16 protein-coding genes, 1 tRNA gene and 1 pseudogene are annotated in these 24,073 nt (G+C 66.7%); 11 read left to right on the forward strand and 7 right to left on the reverse strand.

Annotated features, from left to right (window positions below; genetic code table 11):
• The first annotated feature begins 70 nt into the window (after window positions 1-70).
• Complete coding sequence (locus Dvina_RS37290; RefSeq protein WP_246655572.1) at window positions 71-1,783, forward strand: hypothetical protein; 1,713 nt, start codon at window positions 71-73, stop codon at window positions 1,781-1,783.
• A 525-nt stretch (window positions 1,784-2,308) separates the two neighbouring features.
• Here the strand turns inward: Dvina_RS37290 and Dvina_RS37295 are convergent.
• From Dvina_RS37295 to Dvina_RS37305, 3 genes are all read right to left on the reverse strand, one after another.
• Entirely contained in the window at window positions 2,309-3,004 is a 696-nt protein-coding gene (locus Dvina_RS37295) for a hypothetical protein (RefSeq protein ID WP_223094206.1), read from the reverse strand.
• Between the two features lie 58 nt (window positions 3,005-3,062).
• A complete protein-coding gene (locus Dvina_RS37300; protein WP_223094208.1) occupies window positions 3,063-4,364 on the reverse strand; it encodes a M20/M25/M40 family metallo-hydrolase in 1,302 nt (433 codons plus the stop codon).
• A gap of 85 nt (window positions 4,365-4,449) precedes the next feature.
• Entirely contained in the window at window positions 4,450-5,295 is an 846-nt protein-coding gene (locus tag Dvina_RS37305) for an SGNH/GDSL hydrolase family protein (RefSeq protein ID WP_223094210.1), read from the reverse strand.
• Window positions 5,296-5,385: 90 nt separating this feature from the next.
• Here Dvina_RS37305 and Dvina_RS37310 point away from each other — a divergent pair, with 90 nt between their 5' ends.
• From Dvina_RS37310 to Dvina_RS37325, 4 genes are all read left to right on the forward strand, one after another.
• Window positions 5,386-5,964, forward strand: a complete 579-nt coding sequence (locus Dvina_RS37310; protein WP_246655573.1) for a hemerythrin domain-containing protein — start codon at window positions 5,386-5,388, stop codon at window positions 5,962-5,964.
• A gap of 230 nt (window positions 5,965-6,194) precedes the next feature.
• Window positions 6,195-6,282 (forward strand) — tRNA-Leu (locus tag Dvina_RS37315).
• A 102-nt stretch (window positions 6,283-6,384) separates the two neighbouring features.
• Window positions 6,385-6,852 (forward strand): AbrB/MazE/SpoVT family DNA-binding domain-containing protein, encoded by a 468-nt coding sequence (locus Dvina_RS37320; RefSeq protein WP_223094214.1) that lies wholly within the window; start codon window positions 6,385-6,387, stop codon window positions 6,850-6,852.
• Window positions 6,849-7,880, forward strand: a complete 1,032-nt coding sequence (locus tag Dvina_RS37325) for a tyrosine-type recombinase/integrase (RefSeq protein ID WP_223094216.1) — start codon at window positions 6,849-6,851, stop codon at window positions 7,878-7,880. Before Dvina_RS37320 ends, Dvina_RS37325 begins: the two co-directional genes overlap by 4 nt.
• Before the next feature lie 322 nt (window positions 7,881-8,202).
• Here Dvina_RS37325 and Dvina_RS37330 read toward each other — a convergent pair.
• Window positions 8,203-8,511 (reverse strand): annotated as a pseudogene (locus Dvina_RS37330) (helix-turn-helix domain-containing protein); the annotation flags it as partial.
• Between the two features lie 318 nt (window positions 8,512-8,829).
• Between Dvina_RS37330 and Dvina_RS37335 the strand changes: the two are divergent.
• The 3 genes from Dvina_RS37335 (at window position 8,830) to Dvina_RS37345 (ending at window position 12,233) form a co-directional block, all read left to right on the forward strand.
• Window positions 8,830-9,912, forward strand: coding sequence for an IS110 family RNA-guided transposase (locus tag Dvina_RS37335; protein ID WP_223092947.1), 1,083 nt, complete (start codon window positions 8,830-8,832; stop codon window positions 9,910-9,912).
• 754 nt (window positions 9,913-10,666) lie between these two features.
• Window positions 10,667-10,945 (forward strand): copper transporter, encoded by a 279-nt coding sequence (locus tag Dvina_RS37340; protein ID WP_380031590.1) that lies wholly within the window; start codon window positions 10,667-10,669, stop codon window positions 10,943-10,945.
• A gap of 139 nt (window positions 10,946-11,084) precedes the next feature.
• Window positions 11,085-12,233, forward strand: a complete 1,149-nt coding sequence (locus Dvina_RS37345; RefSeq protein WP_246655574.1) for an ISAs1 family transposase — start codon at window positions 11,085-11,087, stop codon at window positions 12,231-12,233.
• A 247-nt stretch (window positions 12,234-12,480) separates the two neighbouring features.
• Here Dvina_RS37345 and Dvina_RS37350 read toward each other — a convergent pair whose 3' ends face one another.
• Both Dvina_RS37350 and Dvina_RS37355 read right to left on the reverse strand, forming a co-directional pair.
• Window positions 12,481-14,172, reverse strand: a complete 1,692-nt coding sequence (locus Dvina_RS37350; protein WP_223094220.1) for an NB-ARC domain-containing protein — start codon at window positions 14,170-14,172, stop codon at window positions 12,481-12,483.
• Between the two features lie 335 nt (window positions 14,173-14,507).
• A complete protein-coding gene (locus tag Dvina_RS37355; RefSeq protein WP_223094222.1) occupies window positions 14,508-15,008 on the reverse strand; it encodes a hypothetical protein in 501 nt (166 codons plus the stop codon).
• 119 nt (window positions 15,009-15,127) lie between these two features.
• Between Dvina_RS37355 and Dvina_RS37360 the strand changes: the two genes are divergently transcribed.
• Window positions 15,128-15,268, forward strand: a complete 141-nt coding sequence (locus Dvina_RS37360) for a hypothetical protein (protein ID WP_223094224.1) — start codon at window positions 15,128-15,130, stop codon at window positions 15,266-15,268.
• 82 nt (window positions 15,269-15,350) lie between these two features.
• Here Dvina_RS37360 and Dvina_RS37365 read toward each other — a convergent pair whose 3' ends face one another.
• Complete coding sequence (locus tag Dvina_RS37365) at window positions 15,351-16,385, reverse strand: tyrosine-type recombinase/integrase (RefSeq protein ID WP_246655575.1); 1,035 nt, start codon at window positions 16,383-16,385, stop codon at window positions 15,351-15,353.
• Between the two features lie 224 nt (window positions 16,386-16,609).
• On the opposite strand from Dvina_RS37365, the gene Dvina_RS37370 reads away from it, so the two are divergent.
• Together Dvina_RS37370 and Dvina_RS37375 are read left to right on the forward strand one after the other, a co-directional pair.
• Window positions 16,610-17,812, forward strand: a complete 1,203-nt coding sequence (locus Dvina_RS37370) for an IS110 family RNA-guided transposase (protein WP_223092370.1) — start codon at window positions 16,610-16,612, stop codon at window positions 17,810-17,812.
• Window positions 17,813-19,015: 1,203 nt separating this feature from the next.
• On the forward strand, window positions 19,016-23,782 hold the full coding sequence (locus tag Dvina_RS37375; RefSeq protein ID WP_223094226.1) for a LamG-like jellyroll fold domain-containing protein: 4,767 nt from the start codon (window positions 19,016-19,018) through the stop codon (window positions 23,780-23,782).
• Window positions 23,783-24,073: the final 291 nt, after the last annotated feature.

Consider the following 24,073-nt stretch of genomic DNA (forward strand, 5'->3'; position numbering starts at 1 on the left):
GACTCCGATCGCCGCCGATTATCGGCATCCGCCCGCGGAACCTTTTGCCGGCCCGCCGAGTACAGGAGGCATGCGAAAACTCGCCGTCCCTGCACGGCTTCGGACCGACCTGCCGGCCGCACTCGTGTTCGTCGGGCTGGCGGCGGTCATGCTGGCCGGCTACTGGGGCGACGTGCGGGGCCGGATCTCGGCGGAGCTGCCCGACGATCAGGTGTGGTTCGAGTGGCTGCTCGCCCACGGCGCCTACTGCGTGCGCCACGCCACCGATCCGCTGTTCTCCATGCGGCAGAACGTGCCGGCCGGGGTGAACATGATGACCAACACGTCGGTGCTCGGGGTCACGGTGCCGCTGGCCCCGGTGACGCTGCTGCTCGGTCCGCACATCACATACCTGCTGTGGCTGGGCGGCGCACCGGCGGCGACGGCGTTCGCCGGATACTGGGTGCTGTCCCGGCACGTGGTCGCCTCACCGGTGGCCGCCGCGGTGGGCGGCGGGTTCGCCGGGTTCGCGCCGGGAACGGCCCACCACGCCGAGGGCCAGCCGAACTTCCTGTCGAACTTCCTGCTGCCGTTCATCGCCCTGTACGTCGCCCGGCTCGGCCGGCCGGGGCGGCGCTGGACGCGCGACGGGCCCGTGCTGGGGCTGCTCGTGGCCTACCAGGTCTTCATCAACGAGGAGCAGCTGCTCGTCCTCGCGCTGGGCTGCGCCGTCGCCCTGACCGTGTCCGGTGTGCTGCGTCCCCGGCCGGGCGCCGCCGCGCTGCGCCCGTTCGCCGCGGGCCTCGCGACGGCCGCGGGCGTCGCTGCGGTACCGCTGGCCTATCCGCTGTGGTGGCAGTTCCGCGGACCGCAGACCTACACCGCGAACCCGCTGTTCAACTCGTGGGGCGAGGACCTGCACGCGCTCGTCACGTACCCGTACAACACGGTCGCCGGCGCGCGGGCGACCGAGGCCACGATCGGCGCGACGGAGCAGAACAGCTGGTACGGCATCACCACCGTCGCCGTCGTCGCCGTGCTGGTGCTGGTGCTCTGGCCGTCGCTGCCGGCCCGCACGGCCGCCGTCACCGGGCTGATCTTCGCCATCCTGTCGCTGGGCCCGCGCCTGCGCGTCGGCGGCCGGCTCACGGCCCACGACGGCCCGTGGGCCCTGATCCCCGACGGGCTGCCGATCGTGAGCCAGATGATGCCGTCGCGGCTGGTGTACATCTCCACCCTCGCGATAGCCGTACTGCTGGCGCTGGGCTGGGACCGGGCGTCGGCCGACATGATCCTGGACGTGCGCCTGGCGCTGGCCCTGACACTGGTCCCGCTCTTCCCCACCCCGACCCCGGTCCAGCCGATCGATCCGGTCCCGCACTTCATCACCGCCGGCGGCTGGCACGCGTACGTAGCCGACGGCCGCACGGTGGTCCCGCTCCCGGTGCCCAGCAACGGCGCCGGCCTGGCCGGACTGCGCTGGAGCGCGGCGGCCCTGCACGAGTTCGCCGTTCCGGCCGGCTACTTCCTCGGCCCCGACGCCGACCACCGGGCCATGATGGGCCCGCCGTCCCGCCCGACGACCCGCCTGCTCGACCTGGCCGCATACAGCCCGACCGCGTTGGCCGTCACCGACGCGGACCGCGCCGCCGCCCTGGACGACATCCGCTACTGGAGGGCGGCCATCCTGGTGCTTGACCCCCGCCACCGGCCGGACGGCCTGCGCCAGACCGTGGTCAAGCTGTTCGGACCGGGCCGGCAGGTCGACGACGTGTGGGTATGGGACGTCCGCGACCGAACCTGAGGCCAGCCCGGCCCTACCTGTCCGGCCGGACGTCGCAGTGTTGCAGCGGGACCGGGTCGCAGCCCGTTGGCCGTCCTTCACGACGCCACGCGAGATGGATCTCCGTGCTCAGCCCGCGACGGGACCGGCCGATCGCCTCATCGCCATACGCACCCACCGTCGCGCCGGCGTCGTCCAAGCCGCCGATCCCCGTTCCTGGACTCCGGCTGCATGCTGGTACGCCCCGACGGCCGAGGGCTCAACCCAGACAGTCCAGTCCACCAGGGGCCCGCCATCGCGAACCTACGCCACCCAAGGACCCGGTTCCGTCTGCCGCCCGCTGCCCACCGCCGGACTCGTGCCTGCAACGTCTTCCCCAAGCCGCAGCGTTTCCGGCAGGTCTCGCCACGGCGCACCCGTCAACCGATCGCGACGAACCGCCGGCGCATCGGCACCGATCACCACCGACATGATCGGCAGGACAAGCCACGACCCCGGGACGACTCACCCGTCCCGGGGTCGAGGCCCGCGCTTGTTGAGCCGGTGTTACTCGGCGGTAGCCTTACCCGTGGCGGCCGGCTCCCCGTCACCCTCCGGCTCCTCGTCGAGCTCGAGGTCGGCGAACGCGTGCTCGTCCAGCCGGTCGACCACCCGGTCGCCCGCGGCCAGGGCGAACGGCCCCACGCCGTCGTTGTCCTCGTAGGTCTCCGGGTCCAGCGGCGTCTCGACCTCGGCCACGATGACCACACCGTCGAGGGACTCGAGCTCCGGGATGTCCAGGGCGCCCAGCGAGCCGTCGCCGGCCTGCATGAGCTCCAGCACGGCCTCGCCCACGGTCTCGACCGCCGCGCCGTCGCCGTCGCCCGGGTTGGCCCGGCGGGCGGCCTCGGCCACGGCCAGCAGGGCGCCGACACTCGGGATGCGGTAGTCGCGGCGCTGGCGGACCGAGATCACCCGCGGGTGCGGGTCCTCGGCCTCCGTGCCGTCGACGATGCCGACGCCGAACTGGCGGTCGGCCTCCTCGGGGTCGATGGCCTCGACGTCCCACGGCGTGACCTCGCCGAACTCGTCGAGCAGCAGCTCGTCGTAGCTGTTTGACGCGTTGTTGAGCTCCACGTAGGCGCGCCACACCTCGTCGTCGTCGGCGCGCCCGTTGGCCGCCTTGACCGCGGCAAGATGCTCGCGGGCCGCCGCGATGACGCGCTCGAGCGCGGCCTCAAGCTCCGCGTGCCGGTCGGTCATGATGGGACTCCCCCTGATATCGATGAAGCGCTGGCTGGGTCACGGCTGATCAGGTCGATCAGGACTGCTGCAGGAACCGGTCGAGAACTCGCACGCCGAACTGTAGTCCCTCCAGCGGAATGCGCTCGTCAATGCCGTGGAACAACGCGCCGAAGTTCAGGTCGGCGGGCAGGCGCACCGGCGAGAAGCCGAAGCAGCGGATCCCCAGCTTCGCGAACTGCTTGGCGTCGGTGCCCCCGCTGAGCATGTACGGCACCGCCAGCGCCCCCGGGTCCTCGGCCCGCAGCGCCGCCGACATCGCCGCGACCAGGTCACCGTCGAACGTGGTCTCGATCGCGGGCTGCCGGTGGATGTACTCCAGCTCGATGTCCGGCCCGACGATCCGCCGCAGCTCCGCCTCGAACTGCTCCGACTGCCCGGGCAGCGTGCGGCAGTCGATGGTGGCCGAGGCCCGGCTCGGGATCACGTTGTCCTTGTAGCCGGCGGCGAGCCGCGTCGGGTTCGCGGTGTTGCGCAGCGTCGCCCCGATGATCATCGCGATCGGCCCGATCTTGCCGACCGCCGCCTCGGGGTCGTCGAGGTCGAGCTCGATGCCGAGGACCTGCGAGACCTGCTCCAGGAACGCCCGCACCGTCGGCGTGAGCACGACCGGGAACCGGTGCGTGCCGACCCGGGCGACCGCCTCCGCGAGGGCCGTCACCGCGTTGTCGTCGTTGATCATCGAGCCGTGCCCGGGCCGCCCCTTGGCGTGCAGGCGCAGCCAGTCGATGCCCTTCTCGGCCGTCTCGATCAGGTAGAGCCGCTGGTCACCGCCGACGCTGACGGAAAACCCGCCGACCTCGCCGATCGCCTCCGTGACCCCCTCGAAGTGCCGGGCGTGGTGCTCCACCAGATACTGCGCGCCATAGGTGCTGCCCGCCTCCTCGTCCGCGACGAACGCGAGCACGACGTCACGCGGGGGTTTGCGCCCCTCTCGCTTCATCTGCCGGACCAGCGCCAGCACCATGGCGTCGAAGTCCTTCATGTCGACGGCGCCGCGGCCCCACAGGTAGCCGTCCTTGATCTCCCCGCCGAACGGGTCGACCGACCACTCGGAGGCATCGGCGGGTACCACATCCAAATGACCATGGATCAGCAGCGCGTCGCGCGACGGGTCCTCCCCCTCGAACCGCGCCACGACGCTGGCCCGCCCCGGCTCGCTCTCGTGGATCTCGGGCTGGAAGCCGACCTCGGCGAGCTTCTCAGCCACGTATTCGGCGGCGACCCGCTCCCCGACGCTCGTGTCGAGGTCGCCGGTGTTCGTGGTGTCGATGCGCAGCAGGTCCCGGCAGATTTCGATGACCTCGTCGGTGGCGTCCATGAGGAAGTCATACCAGGCGGGGATGACAGTTTTCCGGATGGTCCGGCGGAGACTACCGTGCGTCGCCGCCGGATCACCCTAGGGTTCACCAGCCGAAGCCGGCGGCGTAGCTGATCGAGGCGAGGGCCGCCTGCCCGGCGGCGTTCGGGTGGAAATAGTCCCAGGTCGAGACCTGCGAAAGGGTGAACTGGTAGCCGAACACGGCCCCGCCGTCGTACTTGCAGTTCGCCCCGTACGCGACACACGCCGCGGCGAGCTGCCCGTTGAAGTCGACGACCCGCTGGCGCACCCGGTCCCGGCGGGCGACGTCCGCGGCGGCGGTCGAGGACGGGTTGGCCAGCATCGACTGACACACCCCGAAAACCGACCATATGGTACGCGCGGAGGCACTCCCGCTGCCCACCTGCCAGAGCCGCTTCAGGTCGGGAATGCTGATCAGCAGCACCTTCGCGCCGGGCAGCCCCGCCTTCAACGCCCCGAGCGCCGAGTCGAGCGACGCCCGGAACGCGGCCACGCTCGTCATCGACGACTCCGAGCTCGTGCAGGCGTCGTTCGCACCGATGAGGATCGTGACGTACGCGGCCCCCTGGCTCACCGCGCTCGCGGCCTGCCCGGGCATGTCCGCGACCTTGGCGCCGGATGCGGCGTCGTTGTAGTTGTGGCCGTTGATGGCCGCGTTGACGGCCTTGATCCGCAGGTAGTGGCTGTTCACGCCGGTGTCAGTGCCAGTGCTGAAGGATCGGCTCGGGCAGTCGACGTACCATCCACAGGCATTGAAACCGCGGGAGATCGAGTCGCCCATGGAGGCGATGGACCCGGGTGGCGGACCCGGAGCCGCGGCGGCCGGAGCGACGAACCCCAGCTGAGCGGCGGTGACGGCGGCGGCGGTGAGCACGGCGAGGGCGGCGGCCCCTCGCCAGGACAGTGACATGGCGACCCCTTCCATCGATCTAGGTGCATGTCAGCGTACTGGCGGGTAACCGCCAGTTTCAAGAATCCGCCGCCCGGGTACCTCCAGCCCGTGAGCGGACTCCCGTTGCCACCCCTCCCGCCGATCGATGGCGACGCCACCGGCCGCAGCATGCTGGACCTCCTCGACGAGGAGCACCGCCAGCTCGACCGCCTCTGCACCCGCGCCGAATCCTCGCCGGCCGCATCCGAGGTCCTGGTGGCGACGCTGGCGCGACACCTCTCAGCGGAAGAGCAATACCTCTATCCAGCATTTGAGGGTGTACTGCCAGACGCCCACGACGTCGTGGAGCGCGAACTGGCCGCCGACGCCGAGCTCCTGGTCGCCCTGCGCCGCCTCCACACGTCAGCCGACCGGACCGCCCTGCACACCGTCGCCGAGCAGGTCCGCTCCCACACCCACCGCACGACGGCCGACGTCTTCCCGGCCCTGCGCACCCACTGCACCGACGACGAACTGGTCCGCCTGGGCAACCGCGTGGAGATCGCCCGCTCCGCCGCCCCCACCCGCCCCCACCCCGGCACGCCGTCGACCCCACCCCTGAACAAACTGGTCGACCCGGCCCTGGGCGTCATGGACAAACTCCGCGACGCCCTGACCCGCCGGACAACGTGGGAAGAAGATCTCTGAGAACCACGTTTATCGATCACCCCACCCCGGGTACAACACTTCCAACCACAGACTCGGGGCGGCCGGTCCCCCCTCCGACCGCCCCGGCAAACAGGCCCCGGCGCCCCAGGCGCCGGGGCCTCGGCGTGTCCGGACCCCCCGATTCGTCAAGATCTCCCAGGACCGTGTAATGTGTCGCGTGGCCGTTGGGAACGGGGTCCGCAAGGACACCGAACACAATGGTTCAGCCGGTCGAAGTGGCGGAATGGCAGACGCGCTAGCTTGAGGTGCTAGTGCCCTTTATCGGGCGTGGGGGTTCAAGTCCCCCCTTCGACACCAACCCATAGCATCCGTGCGTTGTATGACGTGCCCGTGTTCGAGTGCGCTCGAACACGGTGATCCAGCATCCATGCTTGGTTCCGGTGGACGGCGGTGCCGTCCGTGACGAGCATCGTGCCCGCCCTCATCCCTGCGTCGCCCGGGCCAGCAGCGGACAGTCAGACCATTCCCGGCAGGACAAGCCGCGGGCCGCTGCCGCTGGCGACCTTCGCGGACGAGCGGACCCGCAGCACGCTGTACGCGTTGCCGGCGATTGACATCAACGGCAGGCTCGCTGACCAGACCATCGTTCGTTCGATGGGCTGGGAGCCCGGAACCCGCTACGCCATCAAGGAGCACGGTGGCCTGCTGCTCGTCGAGGGCACCGCGCACGGCATCTTCAGCATCACCCGGCGGGGTCACCTGTACATCCCGGCGGTGGTCCGTCGCCGTTTCGCGATCGCGGCGTCCGATCGGTTGTTCGTTGCCGCGGATCCGGCCGAGCGGCGGATCGTCATCCATCCGCCGGCCGCTGTCGACGCGATGATCACTGAACGCCATCGCCTGGTGCTCGGCGGTGCTGCAGGATGACGCAGTCACCGTTTCGAGCGCCCGCGGGTGTTGCGGACCTTGAGGCGGCCCGGGTGCTGCTGGATCGGCTCGGTGTGTCGCCCGCGGATCTTCTGGGTCTGGTGGCGCGCGATCCGGCTCCGACCTTCGCCGAGTACATCCCGGTGGTCGCGAAGGCGGTGCCTGAGGGCAGCCGCCGGGCGTACAGCAGCTACTGGAACAGGATTGTTGAGGCGTGGCCCGACCGGCGCCTCGACGAGATCAAGGCGTCAGAGGTCGAACAGCTGGCGGAGCTGATCAAAGCCAATGTGGTCGTGCGCCGCAACGCGCGTGGCGGGCGCAGCGCCGCCGAGAACTTCATCTCGGCGCTGCGATGTATCTACCGGCGGGCGATCGCGGACGGGCACATCGAGGAGGGGAGGAATCCCGCGCTCAGGGTGGCCAAGCCGCGCCGGCTGGAGAGTACCCGGCGGGCGCTGAGCGACGGGGAACTCGCGCAGATCAATGCGGCAGCGTCGAGTACCGGCAATGATCCGGTCCTGGACAGCCTGCTGCTGCGGTTGCATACCGAGACCGCCTGCCGGCGCGGTGGTGCGGTGGCGCTGCGCCCCGTCGATCTGGACCAGGACCAGTGCCTGATCAGATTGCGGGAGAAAGGCGGCACCGTGCGCTGGCAGCCGGTGTCACCGACACTCATGGGATATCTGCAGCAGCATGCGGTGGAGCGGCTGGCGCCGGTCACGGGGCAGTTGTTGCGGTATGCCAACGGCAGCCCGATCACGGACCGGCGCTACGACCACCTGTGGGCGCGGCTCGGTGAGCAGTTGCCGTGGGTGGCGACGCAGCAGGTCACCGCGCACTGGTTGCGGTACACGACCCTGACGTATGTGGAGCGGAGCTTCGGTTATGCCGTGGCGCGTGCCTATGCCGGCCACGCGTCCGGTGGCGGCGGTTCTGCGGGCGTGACGGCGACGTACGTCCGTGCGACGCTGCAGGAGATCGTGCGGGCGCTGGCTGCGCTCACCGGCGAGCCGCATCCGTTGCTGTAGCTGGGATGCGCCGGGGTTGCGATGCCGTGTGGTGGCCTGCAAAGCGACGGGCCACCACACGGCGTTCAAGCACACAGCGTTCGAGCTGCGGTGCATCTTCACGCAGTCTGGTGTTGCCGGGCCTCGACCTTGCCGACGCATACCGGCATGGTCGCGTCGCCTGCCGCTTCCTGCAGTGCAGTCGGCCATATCGGCTTCGCACCGCAGCGGCCGGCTTGAGCCATATCAGCTGCACGGGGCAGCAGCATCGATGGACCGTACAAGGAGTTGATCAATTTGGAAGGGGCGCATCATGGGTGCAGCAGCGAGCATTCGGGGACCAGTCATCGATCGCGTACGCGAGGGCCCGGATGCGCCCTGCCGCAGCGGCCAGATCGCCGGTGGCTGCGGCGAGCAGGGCGATCACTTCTTGGACGTAGCGCCAGGCGGTCGCGACACCGATCTCGAACCCTGCGGCGAGGCGGGTATAGGTGTCGCCGTTACGCAGATGGGCCAGGGCGAGCAGCGCTTGCCGGCCTGGGTCGAGGCGCCGCCACCGGGATCGATGCTGGTTGCGGTGCTGGCGGATGCGATGCGCGAGGTCGTTGAGGGTGCGGCTGGACAACGGAATCGTGGCGGGGTAAGACAGCACGGCGAGGCTCCCGGTCGGGGCATCGGATCTTGGTTGACGCTTCTATATGCGTGGTGATCGAGTCCGGGTATTCGTGATCCGCTAGGTTCGGCGCTGGCCGTGACGGTGTGACCCCACAGCAGTCTGACCATTGACGTATGTGTCGTGTAGTCGACCTGTCCACCGTCGCGGCCGGCATCGGCCGCCACCCTTACTGGCCTGATCAGAAGCATGTCCGCTGGCCACGCCAGCGTGACCCATCACAGATCTGCCGTCGGGTGAACCTCCCGGGCCGACGCCGTTGACCGGCATCAGCCTTCAGGAAGGACACCCACCGTCATGCCAATCGAGGCAGGCCAGCCCGCCGATTCTCGCCCTGATCGACGCCGATGGGTCGTCGGAGTCGACACTCACACCGACACCCATGCCGCCGCACTGGTCGACGCCCTCGGCGAGGTCCATGCCCAGACCGAGGTCAGCGCCGACCCAGACGGCTACATCCGGCTGCTGGCCTGGGCCGGCGAGCACCTTCCCGCCGGCCAGCGGATGTTCTGGGCCGTCGAAGGCACCCGCGCGCACGGACACGGCCTGACCCGAGTGCTCCAAGCAGCTGGCCACCAGGTCATCGAAGCCGTGCCCCCCGTGCGAGGCAGCCGCCGCCGCGGCGGCAAGTCCGACCGGCTCGACGCCATTCACGCCGCTCGCACAGCGTTGATCAACGACCATCCCGCCACGCCCCGCGCCGACGGCCCTCGCGAAGCGCTGCGCCTGCTGGTCACGGCCCGCCAGCACTACTCCACGACGCGCACTGCCACGATCAACGTCTTCAAGTCGGTGATTCTCGGCGCCACGGAGCTGCGCGAACAGCTACGTCATCTACCCACTGCGGCCCAGATTCGCACCGTGCTCACCCTGCCCGAGCCCGAGACCGCCGATGTTGAGGAACGCATCCGTCTGCAACAACTCCAGACTCTCGCGCAGACCGTCACCGACCTGAACGCCGTCCTGGCCGCCAACTACCAGCAGCTGGAAGACCTCGTCCGACAGCTCTGCCCAGCGCTGCTCGACCTGCCAGGCGTCGGGCCGCAAACTGCCGCTGTCGCACTGACCGCCTGGTCGCATCACACCCGGCTGCGCGACGAAGCGGCATTCGCCGCTCTCGCCGGCGCCGCACCGCTACCCGCCAGTTCAGGACGCCACCAGCGCCACCGCCTCAACCGCGGCGGAGACCGAACCCTCAACGCCGCACTCCACACGATCGTTACCACCAGACGTCGCATGAAACACCCAGCCACCAGCGCATACATCGCCCGCCGCACTGCCGAAGGACTCACCCCGAAGGAAGTCCTTCGCTGCCTCAAGCGCTACACCGCGCGCCAACTCTTCCGGCTGATGCAGACCACCGCACCCGCAACCACTTGACAAACACTACTCACAGACTGCTGTCTTACCTGGAGCCTCGCCCTCATCAATCTCCGGGTCTGCCGCACCCGCCCCGAGCCGCAACGTCAGCTTGGAAATGGCTCAGTGTTGTGGCGAACGGTGTTCTGGCCTGTTGAGTGGTTGCGGGTCTGGGTGAGCATCGTTGTGTCGTGGAAGCCGGCCTTGTCGACGATGATTGGTGGCGCTTGATGGCCGTTGCTGGCTGAGCGGCTACGGTTTCGGGAGTGCGATGGCGTCGCAGAGGGGGCCGCGTATTGAGGTCCAGCCGCCGTTGATGCCCTCCTTGATGTAGCAGTAGCCGGCGGAGTCGCGGGTGGCCATGCGGTCGCCGTTGATCGTGATGGCGGTGCAGTTGGGGCCGCGTACCGACGTCCAGCCCCCGTTGATCCCATCTTTGACGTAGCAGTAGCCGTCGGAGTCTTTGGTCGCGATTCGGGTGCCGGTGAGAGCGATCTGCTGGCATATAGGTCCACGTACTGATGTCCAGCCGGCGCCGATGCCGCCTTCCTTGACGTAGCAGTAGCCGTCCGCGTCGCGGGTGGCGATACGGTCGGGGCTGTGACTGCTGGCGGAGCTGTCGTAGAACAGGTTGGCGCCGGCGGCAGCGCTCGAGGCCTGCGTTCCCCCGGCGCTCTACCGTAGCCTGAACGGGAATCACCGCCGGCGCGGGCCGGGTCGTTGCAGTGTGTGCGTCCGACGACGGCTCCGCGCCGCCGTCTGGATAGGTTGCGCCTTGATCAATTTTCGATACCACGTCGTGTCGCTCGCCGCTGCATTCCTGGCTCTCGCCATTGGACTTATCGTCGGCACCGCCGCAGCGAACGGTCCGATCGTTGAAAATCTCAACGATCAGGTCGTCAAGATTTCCAATGAGAAGCAGCAGCTGCGCGATCAGCTTGATCAAGCTCAGGCAGAGGTGGACAAAAACGAGGGCTTCGCCAACGAAAGCGCGTCTCGCCTGCTTGCCGGAACCCCAGGGCCTCGGCAAAGTCGTGATGGGTGTCCGGCTTGAGGTGATTGGCGTAGACGCGCCTTGTCTGGAGGCAGCAAGACGGGCATGACCCGTTCGGAAGATCATCAAGGTTCCTACGCCATGTTGATCGCCGCCGAAGTGAGCCATGCCCGCATCGCCATCATCGCTGATCGCCTCGTTGTCACCTGCACCGGCCGGTCTGTTCGAGCTCCGCCCGTCGGAGCTGACCGCCGGTCTGCCCGCCGCCCTGGCCGCCGTGCCCGACCCGCGCGCCCGTCGCGGCATCCGCCATCGCCTGGCCGTGGTCCTCACCGCAGCCGTCTGCGCGGTGATAGCCGGTTACCGCTCCTACACCGCGATCGGCGAGTGGGTGGCAGATCTCCCCGCCGGGACAGCACTGCTGCTCGGGATCGACACCGATCGGCGGCCGTCTGAGGCGATGATCCGCAGACTCCTGCAGGCCGTCGACCCCGATCTGCTCGCCGCGGCGATCGGAACCTGGCTCGCCACCAGGATTCCCGAGCCGCCACCCGGTTCCAGATGGGCGATCGCCGTGGACGGCAAGACCATACGAGGCTCACGCACGCGCCACGTCACCGCCCGGCACGTCCTGGCCGCCGCGGACCAGCACACCGCAGCCGTGCTCGCCAGCACCGACGTCGACAGCAAGACCAACGAGATCACCCGCTTCGCCGCGCTGCTGGATCAACTCCATGACCTGGACGGCGCCGTGGTGACCGCCGACGCGTTGCACTGCCAACGCGACCACGTCACCTACCTCGCCCAGCGCGGCGCTCACTGGATCCTGACCGCCAAAGGCAACCAGCCCACCCTGCACCAGCAGCTCACCGGCCTGCCCTGGCACCTCGTCCCCATCGCTGACCGCACCACCGACCGCGGCCACGGCCGCCGGGAGATCCGCACCCTGAAGATCCTGTCGGTCTCCACCGGCATCGACTTCCCTGACGCCGCCCAGGCCCTGCAGATCCGCCGTCGCCGGCGACCGCTCGACGAACCGAAACGCTTTACCACCGAAACCGTCTACGCCATCACCGATCTCCAAGCCCACCAAGCCAAACCATGGCAGCTCGCCGATTGGATCCGCGGCCACTGGACGATCGAGAACAAAGTTCACTGGGTCCGCGACGTCACCTACGACGAAGACCGATCCCAGATCCGCACCGGCACCGGACCCCAAGTCATGGCCACCCTCCGCAACGCCGCCATCAGCGTCCTCCGCCTCGACGGCACCACCAACATCGCCGCCGCCAACCGCCACTACGCCCGCAACCCCAACCACCCACTGGCCCTACTCGGCATCACCTAACGACTTTGCCGGGGCCCTGGCTCGCTGATCGAGTGCGGGCACTGATCACAGACTACGGGCAATGAGAAATTGCCGCACTCCGCATCGGTCAACGCAATAGTGCCGCCAGCCCAATTATGGTGTATCGGCGCGACACTTGCGGCTGCAGTATCTTGTGAAGGTCTTCCTCGAAGGCTTCGAGATTTCCGTCGAGTCGCCAGCGGGCGCACTCAAGCTTCCGGGCGGATTACCGGAGGTCATCTCGCTTCTAATCATATCGATCTCGGCGGTCGTGGTCTAACAAGTTCGTCGAAATTGTCGGACTTGAATCATCCCAATGATACTCTGCCCGAGGGTGTGGCGCACGATTGCGGGACGGGGCGCCGAGGCTGAGAGGAAGCTCAACGGTCGGCTCGTCGTCTATATCGTACCCCGAGTAAGGCAGAACATTCGAAGACCAATCGGACATTATCGCGGCCACACCTGAGTCTGGAAGGGCAGGCAGGACGCGCTTCAAAGCACTTTCCATCGGCAAGGAATCGATGGATATTGCTTCAAGCAGCGCGCCTCGTGCGTCTTGATGATGATCACATGCTCTACCCAGAGTAGTGAGAGCATGAACTGCCTGAGCTTCACTTAGTGAGGCAAGTAGCGTTGCTCGGGCATCTGAACTCCTCCTTGTGATTGCTTGTACCGCCAAAATCTCTGCTATCAGGCCGGGCTGAATTACAGACCGCCGTCCTTTGTGCTCGCCCGGATAGAGGTCGGCGAGCCAGCGCGCAAGCTTAGGAATTTTGGTCTTGTCTGCTGAAGGACCCAAAGCTAAGTGAAATAAGTTTTCGTCAGACGCGTTCCCCTCGAAGCCCAGAAGCGACGCTAATCCGACCAGGTCACGCAGCTGGTCCAACACTTCGCTGCCGGCGTCGTCCAGGAGCCCCGCCCTTCGAGCACAGCCACGCCAGTAGCGCTGTTCATGGAGAATTAGCTCGTACAGAATCTGCATCGAGTCTCCTGGAGAAGTGGAACCGAGCACTACGAGCAGAGCCTCGGCATGAAGGACCACTATAGGCGTACCCCATGGCCTATCAGGTAAATTTGCCAATGCCTTCCATGGTACCGGCCGACTTAGATGCGTAGCGAATGCCTGCGCTGCTATGGCGCGCAGCCGCTGCATTCCCAAAGCGGTCACATCTGGAGGTACGGACCGGGAGGTCGCGCCTCCAGTCACGGCATCAACAAGGTGCTCTTGTTCGGGGTATGAGGCTGAGAGATCATGCCACCATCGACCCGCTTGACGGGCGATGAGGAGAAGCTTGGCATGACGGACTGCGTGGGCCGCGCAAATTAGAGTGGCCAGCCCATGTGGTTCACGTGTTTCCGCATAATCAACGACCAGTAGGACTTCCGCCGCAGTGGGATCATTGCGAAGTTTTGCTGCCACCGCCAATTCTGCCCCGTAGCGAATAGGCCGGTATTCCCATCTGTCGCGCCGCACCCATGAGCTTACCTGACGATGCCACCGGGTTTCTCGCCTTGTAGTATTCCATAACTGCTGAGCAAGGCGCGATTTTCCAACACCGCCGGGTCCAACGAGAAGGCGAACGGGTTCATCCGATTTCATCAGCCACTGTCGAAGTTCCGCTACTTCATCTTCCCTTCCGACAAATGGAACAATTTCCTTGCTGGGATGAAGGAGCCAAGCAACCGACTCGGGTAAATCTTCACGTGCTGCATCGGCGCTGAATGATCGGATTTCTCGTTCTCTAGCAAGCCACGCAGACCGCCACTCCATGACGGTTGGACCGAACGCACCGATGACCGCTGCTGCAGCGGCCGCCACCACGGTCCATCCCGTTTTGTTGTCGGCAACGGAGGCCCAGGCCGCTACGCCTGCCACGACTTCTGGCGCGATGCTCCAAGATAACTTGCGAAGCAGCTTCGACGGAGACGAGTGAGCCACGGAAGCAGAGTACTAGAGAGGGCCAACAAGGATTATGATGCTTGGCGGAAGCAATCCGAACACGGATAAACATGATCAAACGGATTTCAACTATTACGACGAGGATTTAAATGGGTTGCACCCTGTCATTCGCAAACCTGGAGGTCTGATAACACAAGCCGCTATTCCGGGCGGAAGCTTGTGCACGATCATCGGCATGAGTGTGCGCCAAAGCGTCAGGCGAGCCCCACTGCGCAAAGTAGCTGCCGCTGAGGTTCAGACGATCATGCTAGGTCCGAATACGACCGTTCTGGTGGGGCCAGCTCCGGTATCTGTCGACCAGAAGCGCCCAAAGGCTACTGCCAGCCGCGCCCTTGCACAGCTTTGGCCTGGCTGAGCAGCACCTGAACAAGGACACGGTCCAGACTGACGGTGCGGCGGTCGCCAGGAACCCACGAGACCCCGCACTGCGTGCAGAACATCGCGCGGTGCCAAGCGGACGCAGCCGCAGCATGCGCGATGCCGAACCGTTGGTGCGCGCGTCGTCCTCCCCAGCTCTGCATGCTGGCCGCGACCGCGACGATCGTGCCCACCGCCCCGAACAATCGTAGCGCCGCTACATCCTGCTCTGAAGCCGAGCTGACAGCACCGATCATCAACATCGCCAAGGCCACCCCTGCCGCTGCTGCCAAACCGGTAGGACGCCGCCACGAAGGCAACGCCATCGGTGGCCGCAACGCCGCTGCCGGCGCGGTCTGCCCCCAGGCCTCGCCGAGGTATCGGTTCCGCATGCCGCTGCGCCGAGACCGCACCTCGACCCCGACCCGAGTCCGGCCGGCGCCATACAGCACCGGCACCGCAACTACCGAATGTCTGGGGTCCGACCGGCACTGATCGACGAGTGGTCCCCGAATGCTCGCTGCTGCACCCATGATGCGCCCCTTCTAAAGTGATCAACTCCTTGTACGGTCCATCGATGCTGCTGCCCCGCGCAGCTGATATGGCTCAAGCTGGCCGCGGTGCGAAGCTGATATGGCCGACTGCACTGCAGGAAGCGGCAAGCGACGCGACCATGCCGGTATGCGTCGGCAAGGCCCGGCAATATCAGGCTGCGTGAAGATCCACCGCAGCTTGAACGCCGTGTGGCGGCCCGTCGCTTTGCAGGCCACCACACGGCTCGCAACGTCGGCGAATCCTGGCTACAGCAAGGGATGCGGCTCCCCGGTGAGCGCAGCCAGCGCCCGCACGATTTCCTGCAGCGTCGCACGGACGTAGGTCACCGTCACGCCGATAGAACCGCCGCTGCCGGGCGCATGGCCGGCGTAGGCCTGGGCAACGGCGTAGCCGAAGTTCCGTTCCACATAGGTCAACGTCGTGTACCGCAACCAGTGCGCGGTGACCTGCTGTGTCTCCACCCACGGCAGCACCGCACCGATCCGCGCCCACAGATGGTCATAACGCCGATCGGTGATCGGGCTGCCGTCGGCGTACCGCAGCAACTGACCCTTGGACGACGCCAGCCGCTCCCGCGCATAGTGCTGCAGATGGGCCTTGAGCGTCGGTGACACCGGCTGCCACCGCACCGTGCCGCCCTTCTCCCGCAACATGATCAGACACTGGTCCGGGTCAAGGTCCACGGGACGCAACGCCACCGTGCCACCGCGCCGGCAGGCGGTCTCGGTGCGCAACCGCAGCAGCAGACTGTCCAGCACCGGATCGTTGCCGGTGCTCGCCGTAGCCTGATTGATCTGGGCCAGTTCCGCGTCGGTCAGCGCCCGCCGGGTGCTCTCCAGCCGGCGCGGCTTGGCCACCTTCAGCGCCCGGTTCTTGCCCTCCTCGATGTGCCCATCGGCGATCGCCCGGCGGTAGATGCACCGCAGCGCCGTAATGAAGTTCTCGGCCGCACCCCGCCCACCGCGCGCGTTGCGGCGCACGACGGCATTGGCTTTGATCTGCTCCGCCAGCTGCTCGATCTCCGATGCCTTGACCTCGTCGAGGCGCCGGTCGGGCCACGCCTCGAGAATCAGGTCCCGGTAACTGCTGTACGCCCGGCGGCTCCCGGCAGGCACGGCCTTCGCGACCACCGGGATGTACTCGGCGAACGTCGGCGCCGGGCACTGCGGCGCCGCCAAACCAAGAAGGTCCTCCGGCGACATGCCGAGACGATCGAGCAGTATCCGCGCCGCCTCGATGTCCGCAGCGCCCGCAGCCGCCCTGGGCGGTGACTGGCTCATGCTGCCCTACCTTTCATAGCGAGCCCAGGTTTGATATTGATCTGGGTTGACGCGGGCGAGGCAGGTATGGCTTTCATGCTGGCTGCCGTCGATGGTTCAGGACGCATGGCCGCCTGCCTCGTCTGCTCTTGCTGACTGCTGATTGGGCTCTGCGATCCATCGCTGTGTAGGGCGTTGACGGCGGCAAGAGCGCGCGGTGACAGGCCATGGGAGAAGGGAGTCAGATGGCTGTCGCGGTCGGAGTCGATGTGGCCAAGGAACTGCACTGGGCCGCCATCGTGCACACCGAGACCGGGAAACTGCTGGCCAGCTGCAAGGTAGCCAACGAACCGGCGGCGATCCATGAGTTGATCGACCAGATCCACGCGGCCGAGGGCGATCACGGCCCGGCGACGGTCGCGATCGACGTACTCGGCGGGATCGCCGGGCTGTTGCAGGTCATGCTCAGCGACGCCGGCTTGGACCTGGTCCACGTATCCGGGCTGGCAGTCAACCGGGCCCGGCGGGCCACCCGCGGTGGCGAGCACAAGTCGGATCCGCGCGATGCCAAGGTGATCGCCGATCAGATCCGGCTGCGCCGCGAGGAACTGCGCCCGGTCACCACCGACACCGACGCCGATGCCGAACTGCGGCTGCTGGCCGGACGCCGCCGGGAGCTCGTGGTCGATCAGACCCGCCGCATCGCACGGCTGCGGGACCTGCTCGCCTCGATCCATCCCGGCCTCGAACGCGTGCTCGACCCGACCAACAAAGCCGATGCCGCACTGCTGGCCCGCTATGTCACCCCGGCCGAAATCCGCCGCGCCGGCCGCAACCGGATCATCACCTACCTGCGCACCACCGGCCGGCACAACACCGCCGTCATCACGGCCTTGGCCGACAAAGCCCTGACCGCCGCAACCGGGCAGCACCTCACGGTGCCCGGCGAGGCAGTCGCTGCCGACATCGTGCGTGACCTCGCCCGCGAGGTGCTCGCCGGCCGCGACAAACTCGCCGCGATCGACGCCCGGCTCGCCGAGGCGCTCACCCGCCACCCTGACGCGGCCCTCGTCCAGTCCCTGCCCGGGATGGGGGCCACCCTGACCGCCGAGTTCCTCGCCGTGGCAGGCGGCATCAGCCGATTCGCCAGCGGCAACCAGCTCGCCTCCGCAGCCGGACTCGCCCCCGTGCTGCAACAATCCGGCAAGATGCACTACCTGCGCCGCGCCAACGCCGGCGACAAAACCCTCAAACGCATCTTCTACCAATCGGCGTTCTGCGCCCTGCAACGAGACCCGGCCAGCCGCGCCTTCTACGACCGCAAACGAGCCGAAGGAAAGCGGCACCACCAAGCCCTCATCGCCCTGGCCCGCCGACGCATCAACGTCCTGCACGCCATCCTGCGCACCCGGCAGCCCTACCAAGCAAACTTTGCTCTCGCCTCTTGACTCAGACATTAGGCTGCGTCACCACCGATCACCTGATGCGCCTGCGTGATCATCGCATCGAGCGTCGCCGGCGATGGATCACCAGCAGTTGCTGATCCGGCTCCGCGGCCAGCAGCACCCGATCGCCGGGCCGCAGATGGCACCACCGCCGGACCGGCTCCAGTAGATTCAGGTGTCCCGCGTCGTTGAGGCTGAGGACGCCGCCGTCGTCGCGGCGGACCAGGACGAAGCCGTGGTCCTCGCAGATCTGTAGCCGCGTGCGAGCCGGTCAGCCCAGCGCCCCGAAGATCGCCCGACTGGCGATCCGGCCCGCTTTGTCGACCGCCGCAAATCCGTAGACCGTCGACCGGCTCCGACGTGGCGGGGACGCCGGCATCGGCAGCACGCGCGGACGGGCGGCCAGCGGCGCCTGCCGGAGCAACGGACGAGCGCCTGCACCTGGAATCAAGGCCGGGACGGTGTCCGTCACGAAACCCACCTGCCTGGACAGGTGGTGACGGAGCGTCGCGTGAATGCTGGGTTCGGGTGCTCGAACGCACTCGAACCCGCGTACGTCGTTTGTCGCATAGGTGCGACACGGGGGTGTTGAAGGGGGGAATCCGACCCAAAAAACGAGCACACACGCCGAAAACGTGTGCACAGACCGATAGCTTATCCAGCTCAGCACACGGTCTCAACTGGCACAGGTAGCAGCCCTGGACGGATGACAAGGGCGGGTTTAAGGCGAGGCGGGTTCGAGAGATCGTTCGGGTCCGCGCCGCGTGTGCTGCGGTGTGCTGCACCAGCCGGGGCGTGACCGATTCGACCGTGTAGGTCCCCCACACGCGCCTGACCAGCACAAACACCCACGCCTAGTGACGCGCCCCGTCACCGGGTCAAGCCCCATTTCCCCAGCTCAATCCCGCATTTTCGCTATCTAGATCAGACGCACATCTGCGGAACCGGGGTGAGGTGTAGAGCAAATTGTCGAAGTAGCCGATGAGTAATGTTGGAAGTTGACGGTCCTGCCTGTTGGCGAACTGGTTGATGGCATCGGTCTGATGAGGATGCCGCCGAATCGGATATTGGCGGAATAATCACGCCTTTCGATCAGGTGGTCTTCCACCGGCTGCTCTTCGATGGTTTGCTTACGGTCGGCTTGAAGAACCACACGGGGGAAGGACCGTCATGTCGCGGTTGTGGGTGGGTAGACGCCATCGGGCGTTGCTTCTTGTCCTTGCGCTGTTCGCCACCACGTTCGTCCTTGGCAGTCCACAGTGGACTGGCGTTGCGGCGGCGCAGCCGGCCGATACGGCTGACACGCCGGTGGGTACCGAGCAGGCCCTTGCCAGGGCGAGGCTGACCAATTCGGTGGTGCCGGTGCCTGCTGCCACGACCGCGACCGACACACTCGCTGCCAATCCGAACGGCACTCTCACGTTGAACCGCACTGTGGTGCCGGTGCGTAAGCAGATTGCTGGGGTCTGGACGCCGCTCGACGCGACACTGCAGCCCAACCCTGACGGAAGCCTCAGTCCGAAGGTGGCAACGTCCGACCTGCGACTTTCCGGTGGCGGCAACAGGTCGCTTGCCCAGATGACACGCCGGGGCGGCACTCTGGGCCTGGATCTGCCGTTCTCCCTTCCAGTTCCGACGCTGTCCGGCGCGACCGCAACGTACCCCAACGTCCTGCCCGATGTTGACCTGCAGGTGACCGCCACCGATCAGGGTGGATTTAGCGAGGTCCTCGTTGTCCGCACCGCCCAAGCGGCTGCGAACCCCTTGGTGCGTCAGCTGGCCATGCCGCTGACAATCAGCGGGCTCACCATCAGTGCGGACGTATCGGGGAACCTCAAGGCGGCTGACCGCACCGGGCAGGCCGTGTTCGCGGCCAACGCGCCGATGATGTGGGATGCGGCCGTACCCGCCGCCCCTGGGGTGACTGCACAGCGGAAGACGGCCGGTGGGGCCATGGTGCGGGTCGATCCCGGGACGGGAGCGCCGGTGGACTCGAGCGCGGCCGGGCCGGGCGTTGCCGCGCACACTGCACCGATCGACGTAACGGTCGGCGGCAACACGTTGACGCTCACGCCGGATGCTGGGTTGCTCGGTGCGACCAGCACGGTGTTTCCGGTGTTCATCGACCCGTCGTGGAATCCGGTGGCGGGGGCGTACGCGACCGTCACGAGCCTGCACTCGGCCACGAACTACTGGAACAGCACGCCAGACCCGGACGGGCATCTGCAGGTCGGGCACAACAGCAGCATCAACTCGCGAACTCTTCTGAATTTCCCCATCAATGTCGGATCGCTTAGCGGTGCGACCATCTCCTCGGCGACGTTGTATCTGTTCGAGGTGTACGCCTCGGACTGCACCGCCCGGCAGATGAACATTTACGCGCCCTCGACCACACTCTCGTCAGGCAACGCCAACTGGAACACCTGGAACGGCGTCAACTGGGGAAGTGCGGTGGGCAGCGCGAGTACACAGACGGGATACAACAGCTCGTGCCCGAACGGGACCGGGGTGGGAGCGGACGTCACCGGCGCGGTGATCGGGGCGGTCAACGCCGGGCGGACGGTGCAGACATTTGGGCTCCGTACCTCCAACGAAAGCGACTTGCTCAACTACAAGGAGTTTCTGGCGTCCGGGAGTAGCGCCCCGTCGATGTCCATCGTGTACAACCACCCGCCGAACACGCCAAGCGGGCTGCGTACCTCCCCAGTCACGACCTGTGCAGGCACCCCGACAACCGTCGGCGACGGGTTGGTGTCGTTGTACGCGCCGGTGTCCGACCCGGACGGTGGCAACGTCGGGGTGGCGTTCAAGATTTGGCGGACGAGCGACGGGCAGGTCGAGAAGACATCTGACCCGGCTGTACTCACCGCGGCGTCGGGGACGACGGCGGTCCTACAGGTGCCTGAACTAACCTTGAAGACAGCATCAGGCAGCGTCGTGACCAGCTTTTCGTGGGCCGTATATGTCACCGATGGCAGCATCAACAGCGCCTGGTCGACGACCTGTACGTTCAACTTCGACCCGACCCGACCCGGCACACCAGTTGTGACGAGACCCGCATCGCCAGCGATGGGGCAGGCAGCGACCTTCACCATCGCCAAGCCAGTGACCGGTGCCGTGCCGAGCGCCTACATGTATCAACTCAACGGTGGAGCTCCGCAGCAGGAGAGCGCCACGAGCGGCAACGCGACCATCACGGTCACCCCCGAACGGTTCACGAACGTGCTCACCGTTACGGGCCTCTCCGCTGGGAACAATGTCGGTGAGACGGCGAGCGTCGTGTTCGACGCAACGCCACCAGCCACGCCTCGAGCAGATCAGGACATCACCGGCGACGGGTACGCCGACCTCGTTGCAGGTGGCGCAGCCAACGGTCTGCCGGCCGGTATATGGCTTGCCACGGGCCGCCGCACTGGTGCGATCGTTCCGGCCACCACCGATATCGGCGTCAACGGCGCTGGCATCAATGCCGGCAGCGGCATCAGTCTTCCATCGGATTTCAACGGCGCACAGGTCCTTACCGGTCACTTTACCGGCACGGCCCTGCAGGACGTCGGCGCGTACTATCCGACCGGCCCGGCTGCCGGGCAGTTCATCGTCGTCACCGGCACCGGCAACAGCTCGCCCATGCAGGGCCAGAACAGCAACTACGTCCACCGGATACCGGCCGGCGGCTTGCAAGATCGCAACGGCGACAGCCCGCTGCAGCTCGTCAACGTCGGCAACGGCTCAGGGCAGACCACGCCCTACCCCGATCTGATGGCGATCAGTGGTGACCCGACCAGCGGCTACTACCTCGACTACTACGTCAATCGGGGCGAAACAGCCCGGTACGAATTCCCCGCCACTCTCATGAATGCCACGCCGACCGGAGGCGTCGACTGGAACAACTGGATCATCTCCAGTGCCCAAACCCCGTCCGGCTCATGGCTGTTCCTATGGAACAAGACCACCGGCCGGCTGTACCTATGGAAAAACCCGACCTTCGACACGGCCGGGCAGGCCCTGACATACACGCAGTACACCCTGGCCACGAACTGGAACGTCGGCGCGGACATCACCCTCCGCGCCGCGGACGTCGACCGGGACAGCAACCCGGATCTGTGGAGCATCGACTCCACCGGGATCGTCACGCCATGGCTGGTCTCCGGCCTAACCAGCACCCCAACCCTCACCGCGCGCCCGGCGCAAAGCATGACGACCACCGCGCACAACTGGTTGCTCAATGACAAAAGCAATGGCGTTGTCACCGCCGCGACCGATGGTGCTGGAACGCTCAACCTGACCGGTGACGGCGCGGCCGCATGGCACTCCGGGGACCTGTTCAACCCTGATGTTCAGTTCGACGGCAGCAGCGCAACCCTGACGAGCACGACCACAGCCGTCACCACCGACGCCAATTTCACCCTGTCAGCGTGGGTCAAACCGGACAACAACAACCACGCCGTCATCCTCTCCCAGGACGGGGCCCCATTCTGGCTCTACATCGACACCGACCACTCATGGCGATTCGCCATGACCAGAAGCGACCACGTCACCTGGGACATTGCCGCCGCTGCGGCCAACAGCGTCACCGTCGGCGTGTGGACACACCTCACTGCCAGCTTCCAACAGTCCACGAATACCATCAGCCTTGCCGTCAACGACCAGACGGTCGCCACCAGCAGCCACAGCAGCACCTGGCAGGACACCAGCAAGTTCCGCGTCGGCGCCGGCTACTCCGGCGGTGGACCCTGGCTCTTCTTCTCAGGCCAGGTCGCCGCAGTGGAAACCCGCAGCTCGCTGCTCACCCCTGTCAGCATCGGCCAGCTCGGCAGCGCCGACAACGCGTCCGGCAACCTCGACAACGTCATCACCACTATCGACCTGACCCGCCAAGGCATGACCGACTGGGCCAGCTGGGGCCAGAGCGATGCCAGCAGCTACGACCACAAGAGCAGCGGTCAAAGCCAGATCACCAACCCCACGGCCAACGGCCAGCCCAAAACCAGATCAAGCGGCGGCGCGACCCTCGCCTGGAGCGACGGCACACCATCCGGTCCAGTCACGAACGCCGGCAACGGTGTAGCCGCGGCCGGTCTCGGCAGCGACCTGCAGTTCACCGCACCAGCTGGCATCACCACCCGCGTCCTGCGCATCTACGCCGCCGTCACGCACACCACCGGCATCCTGACCGCCAAAGTGAGCGATGGCAGTGGCACGTACATCAGCAATAGTCTGTCCAGCCCTACCGCGACCGCGACCGGCGTCTTCACCATCGCCTACCGAGCCAAAGTGCCCAACCAGGTTCTGACCGTCACCTGGCAGGCCAGCACATTCATCGATCCCACCAGCAGCATCGCCCTGCAAGGTGCCACCCTGCAGCAAGCTCAATTCGACACCTCCCTCGAGGCCGGCCAAACCCAGCTGACCTGGACCGACACCGTCGACACCGGCACCTACCCACATGGTGGACTCACCAACGTCGCCGGTGTCTGCTGCGGCCTACCCGGTCCCGAGACCCGACTCGACCAGTCCGGCCCAGCCCACGCTGGCGGCACCCACCGCATCCTCTACTCCGGTTACGACACCTCCGCCACTACCTCATTCGCCTACACCAAGGCCTTCGACCTCACCACAGCGAACGTCACCGTCAAGCCCGGTACCACGCTGTCCTATTGGATCTTCCCGCAGAGCGCCGCCAACAGCGGCAACCTTGCCGACGGTACCAACAGCACCTGCGTCGGCATCGATCTCGGCTACGCCAACAACACCAGCCTCCGAGACAGCAGCGCCACCGAACAGCATGGCCGGCCGGTCCATCCCGCCAACCAGTGCACCAACCTGACCCTCGACACCTGGAACTTCGTGTCCATCGACCTCGGCGCCGCGAGCAACGGCCAGACGATCAACACGATCGACATCGGCTACGACCAGCCCGCCAACCAGGGCGCCTACCGAGGTTTCATCGACGAGATCACCATTACCGGCTAACAGTTGCTCGTGCCCCGCGCCGCAGTAGCACGACCGGACCGGGCACTCTGTGAGGAGGCCGTAGAAGCGGCAACGCGCCGAGGCGGTGCGTTGCCGATTTCCAGCACCCAGCAGCCGTCACAGGTCATTGGTTGGCTCACCGGGCGGCCGAAGTCATTCGCCCAGCACGTTGCCAACGCCGTTCCTTCGCGCACCACACGCATCACGAGCAGTCGAACGGCGGACTGTCGCGTCGCTCGCCGCTAACCAATGTGCTGGCTGCCGACATTCGGCACGTCCTTGCAATCGATA

This window comes from Dactylosporangium vinaceum (genome assembly GCF_019904175.1).
Taxonomy (GTDB): Bacteria; Actinomycetota; Actinomycetes; order Mycobacteriales; family Micromonosporaceae; genus Dactylosporangium; species Dactylosporangium vinaceum.

What these genes read in the sequence shown, in the direction of transcription:
- Dvina_RS37325 (WP_223094216.1), top strand. Translation starts at nt 6,849, where the DNA reads ATGACGCAGTCACCGTTTCGAGCGCCCGCGGGTGTTGCGGACCTTGAG.
- Dvina_RS37305 (WP_223094210.1), bottom strand. Translation starts at nt 5,295, where the DNA reads ATGTCACTGTCCTGGCGAGGGGCCGCCGCCCTCGCCGTGCTCACCGCC.
- Dvina_RS37300 (WP_223094208.1), bottom strand. Translation starts at nt 4,364, where the DNA reads ATGGACGCCACCGACGAGGTCATCGAAATCTGCCGGGACCTGCTGCGC.
- Dvina_RS37360 (WP_223094224.1), top strand. Translation starts at nt 15,128, where the DNA reads ATGCTGCTGCCCCGCGCAGCTGATATGGCTCAAGCTGGCCGCGGTGCG.
- Dvina_RS37335 (WP_223092947.1), top strand. Translation starts at nt 8,830, where the DNA reads ATGCCAATCGAGGCAGGCCAGCCCGCCGATTCTCGCCCTGATCGACGC.
- Dvina_RS37365 (WP_246655575.1), bottom strand. Translation starts at nt 16,385, where the DNA reads ATGAGCCAGTCACCGCCCAGGGCGGCTGCGGGCGCTGCGGACATCGAG.
- Dvina_RS37370 (WP_223092370.1), top strand. Translation starts at nt 16,610, where the DNA reads ATGGCTGTCGCGGTCGGAGTCGATGTGGCCAAGGAACTGCACTGGGCC.
- Dvina_RS37295 (WP_223094206.1), bottom strand. Translation starts at nt 3,004, where the DNA reads ATGACCGACCGGCACGCGGAGCTTGAGGCCGCGCTCGAGCGCGTCATC.
- Dvina_RS37290 (WP_246655572.1), top strand. Translation starts at nt 71, where the DNA reads ATGCGAAAACTCGCCGTCCCTGCACGGCTTCGGACCGACCTGCCGGCC.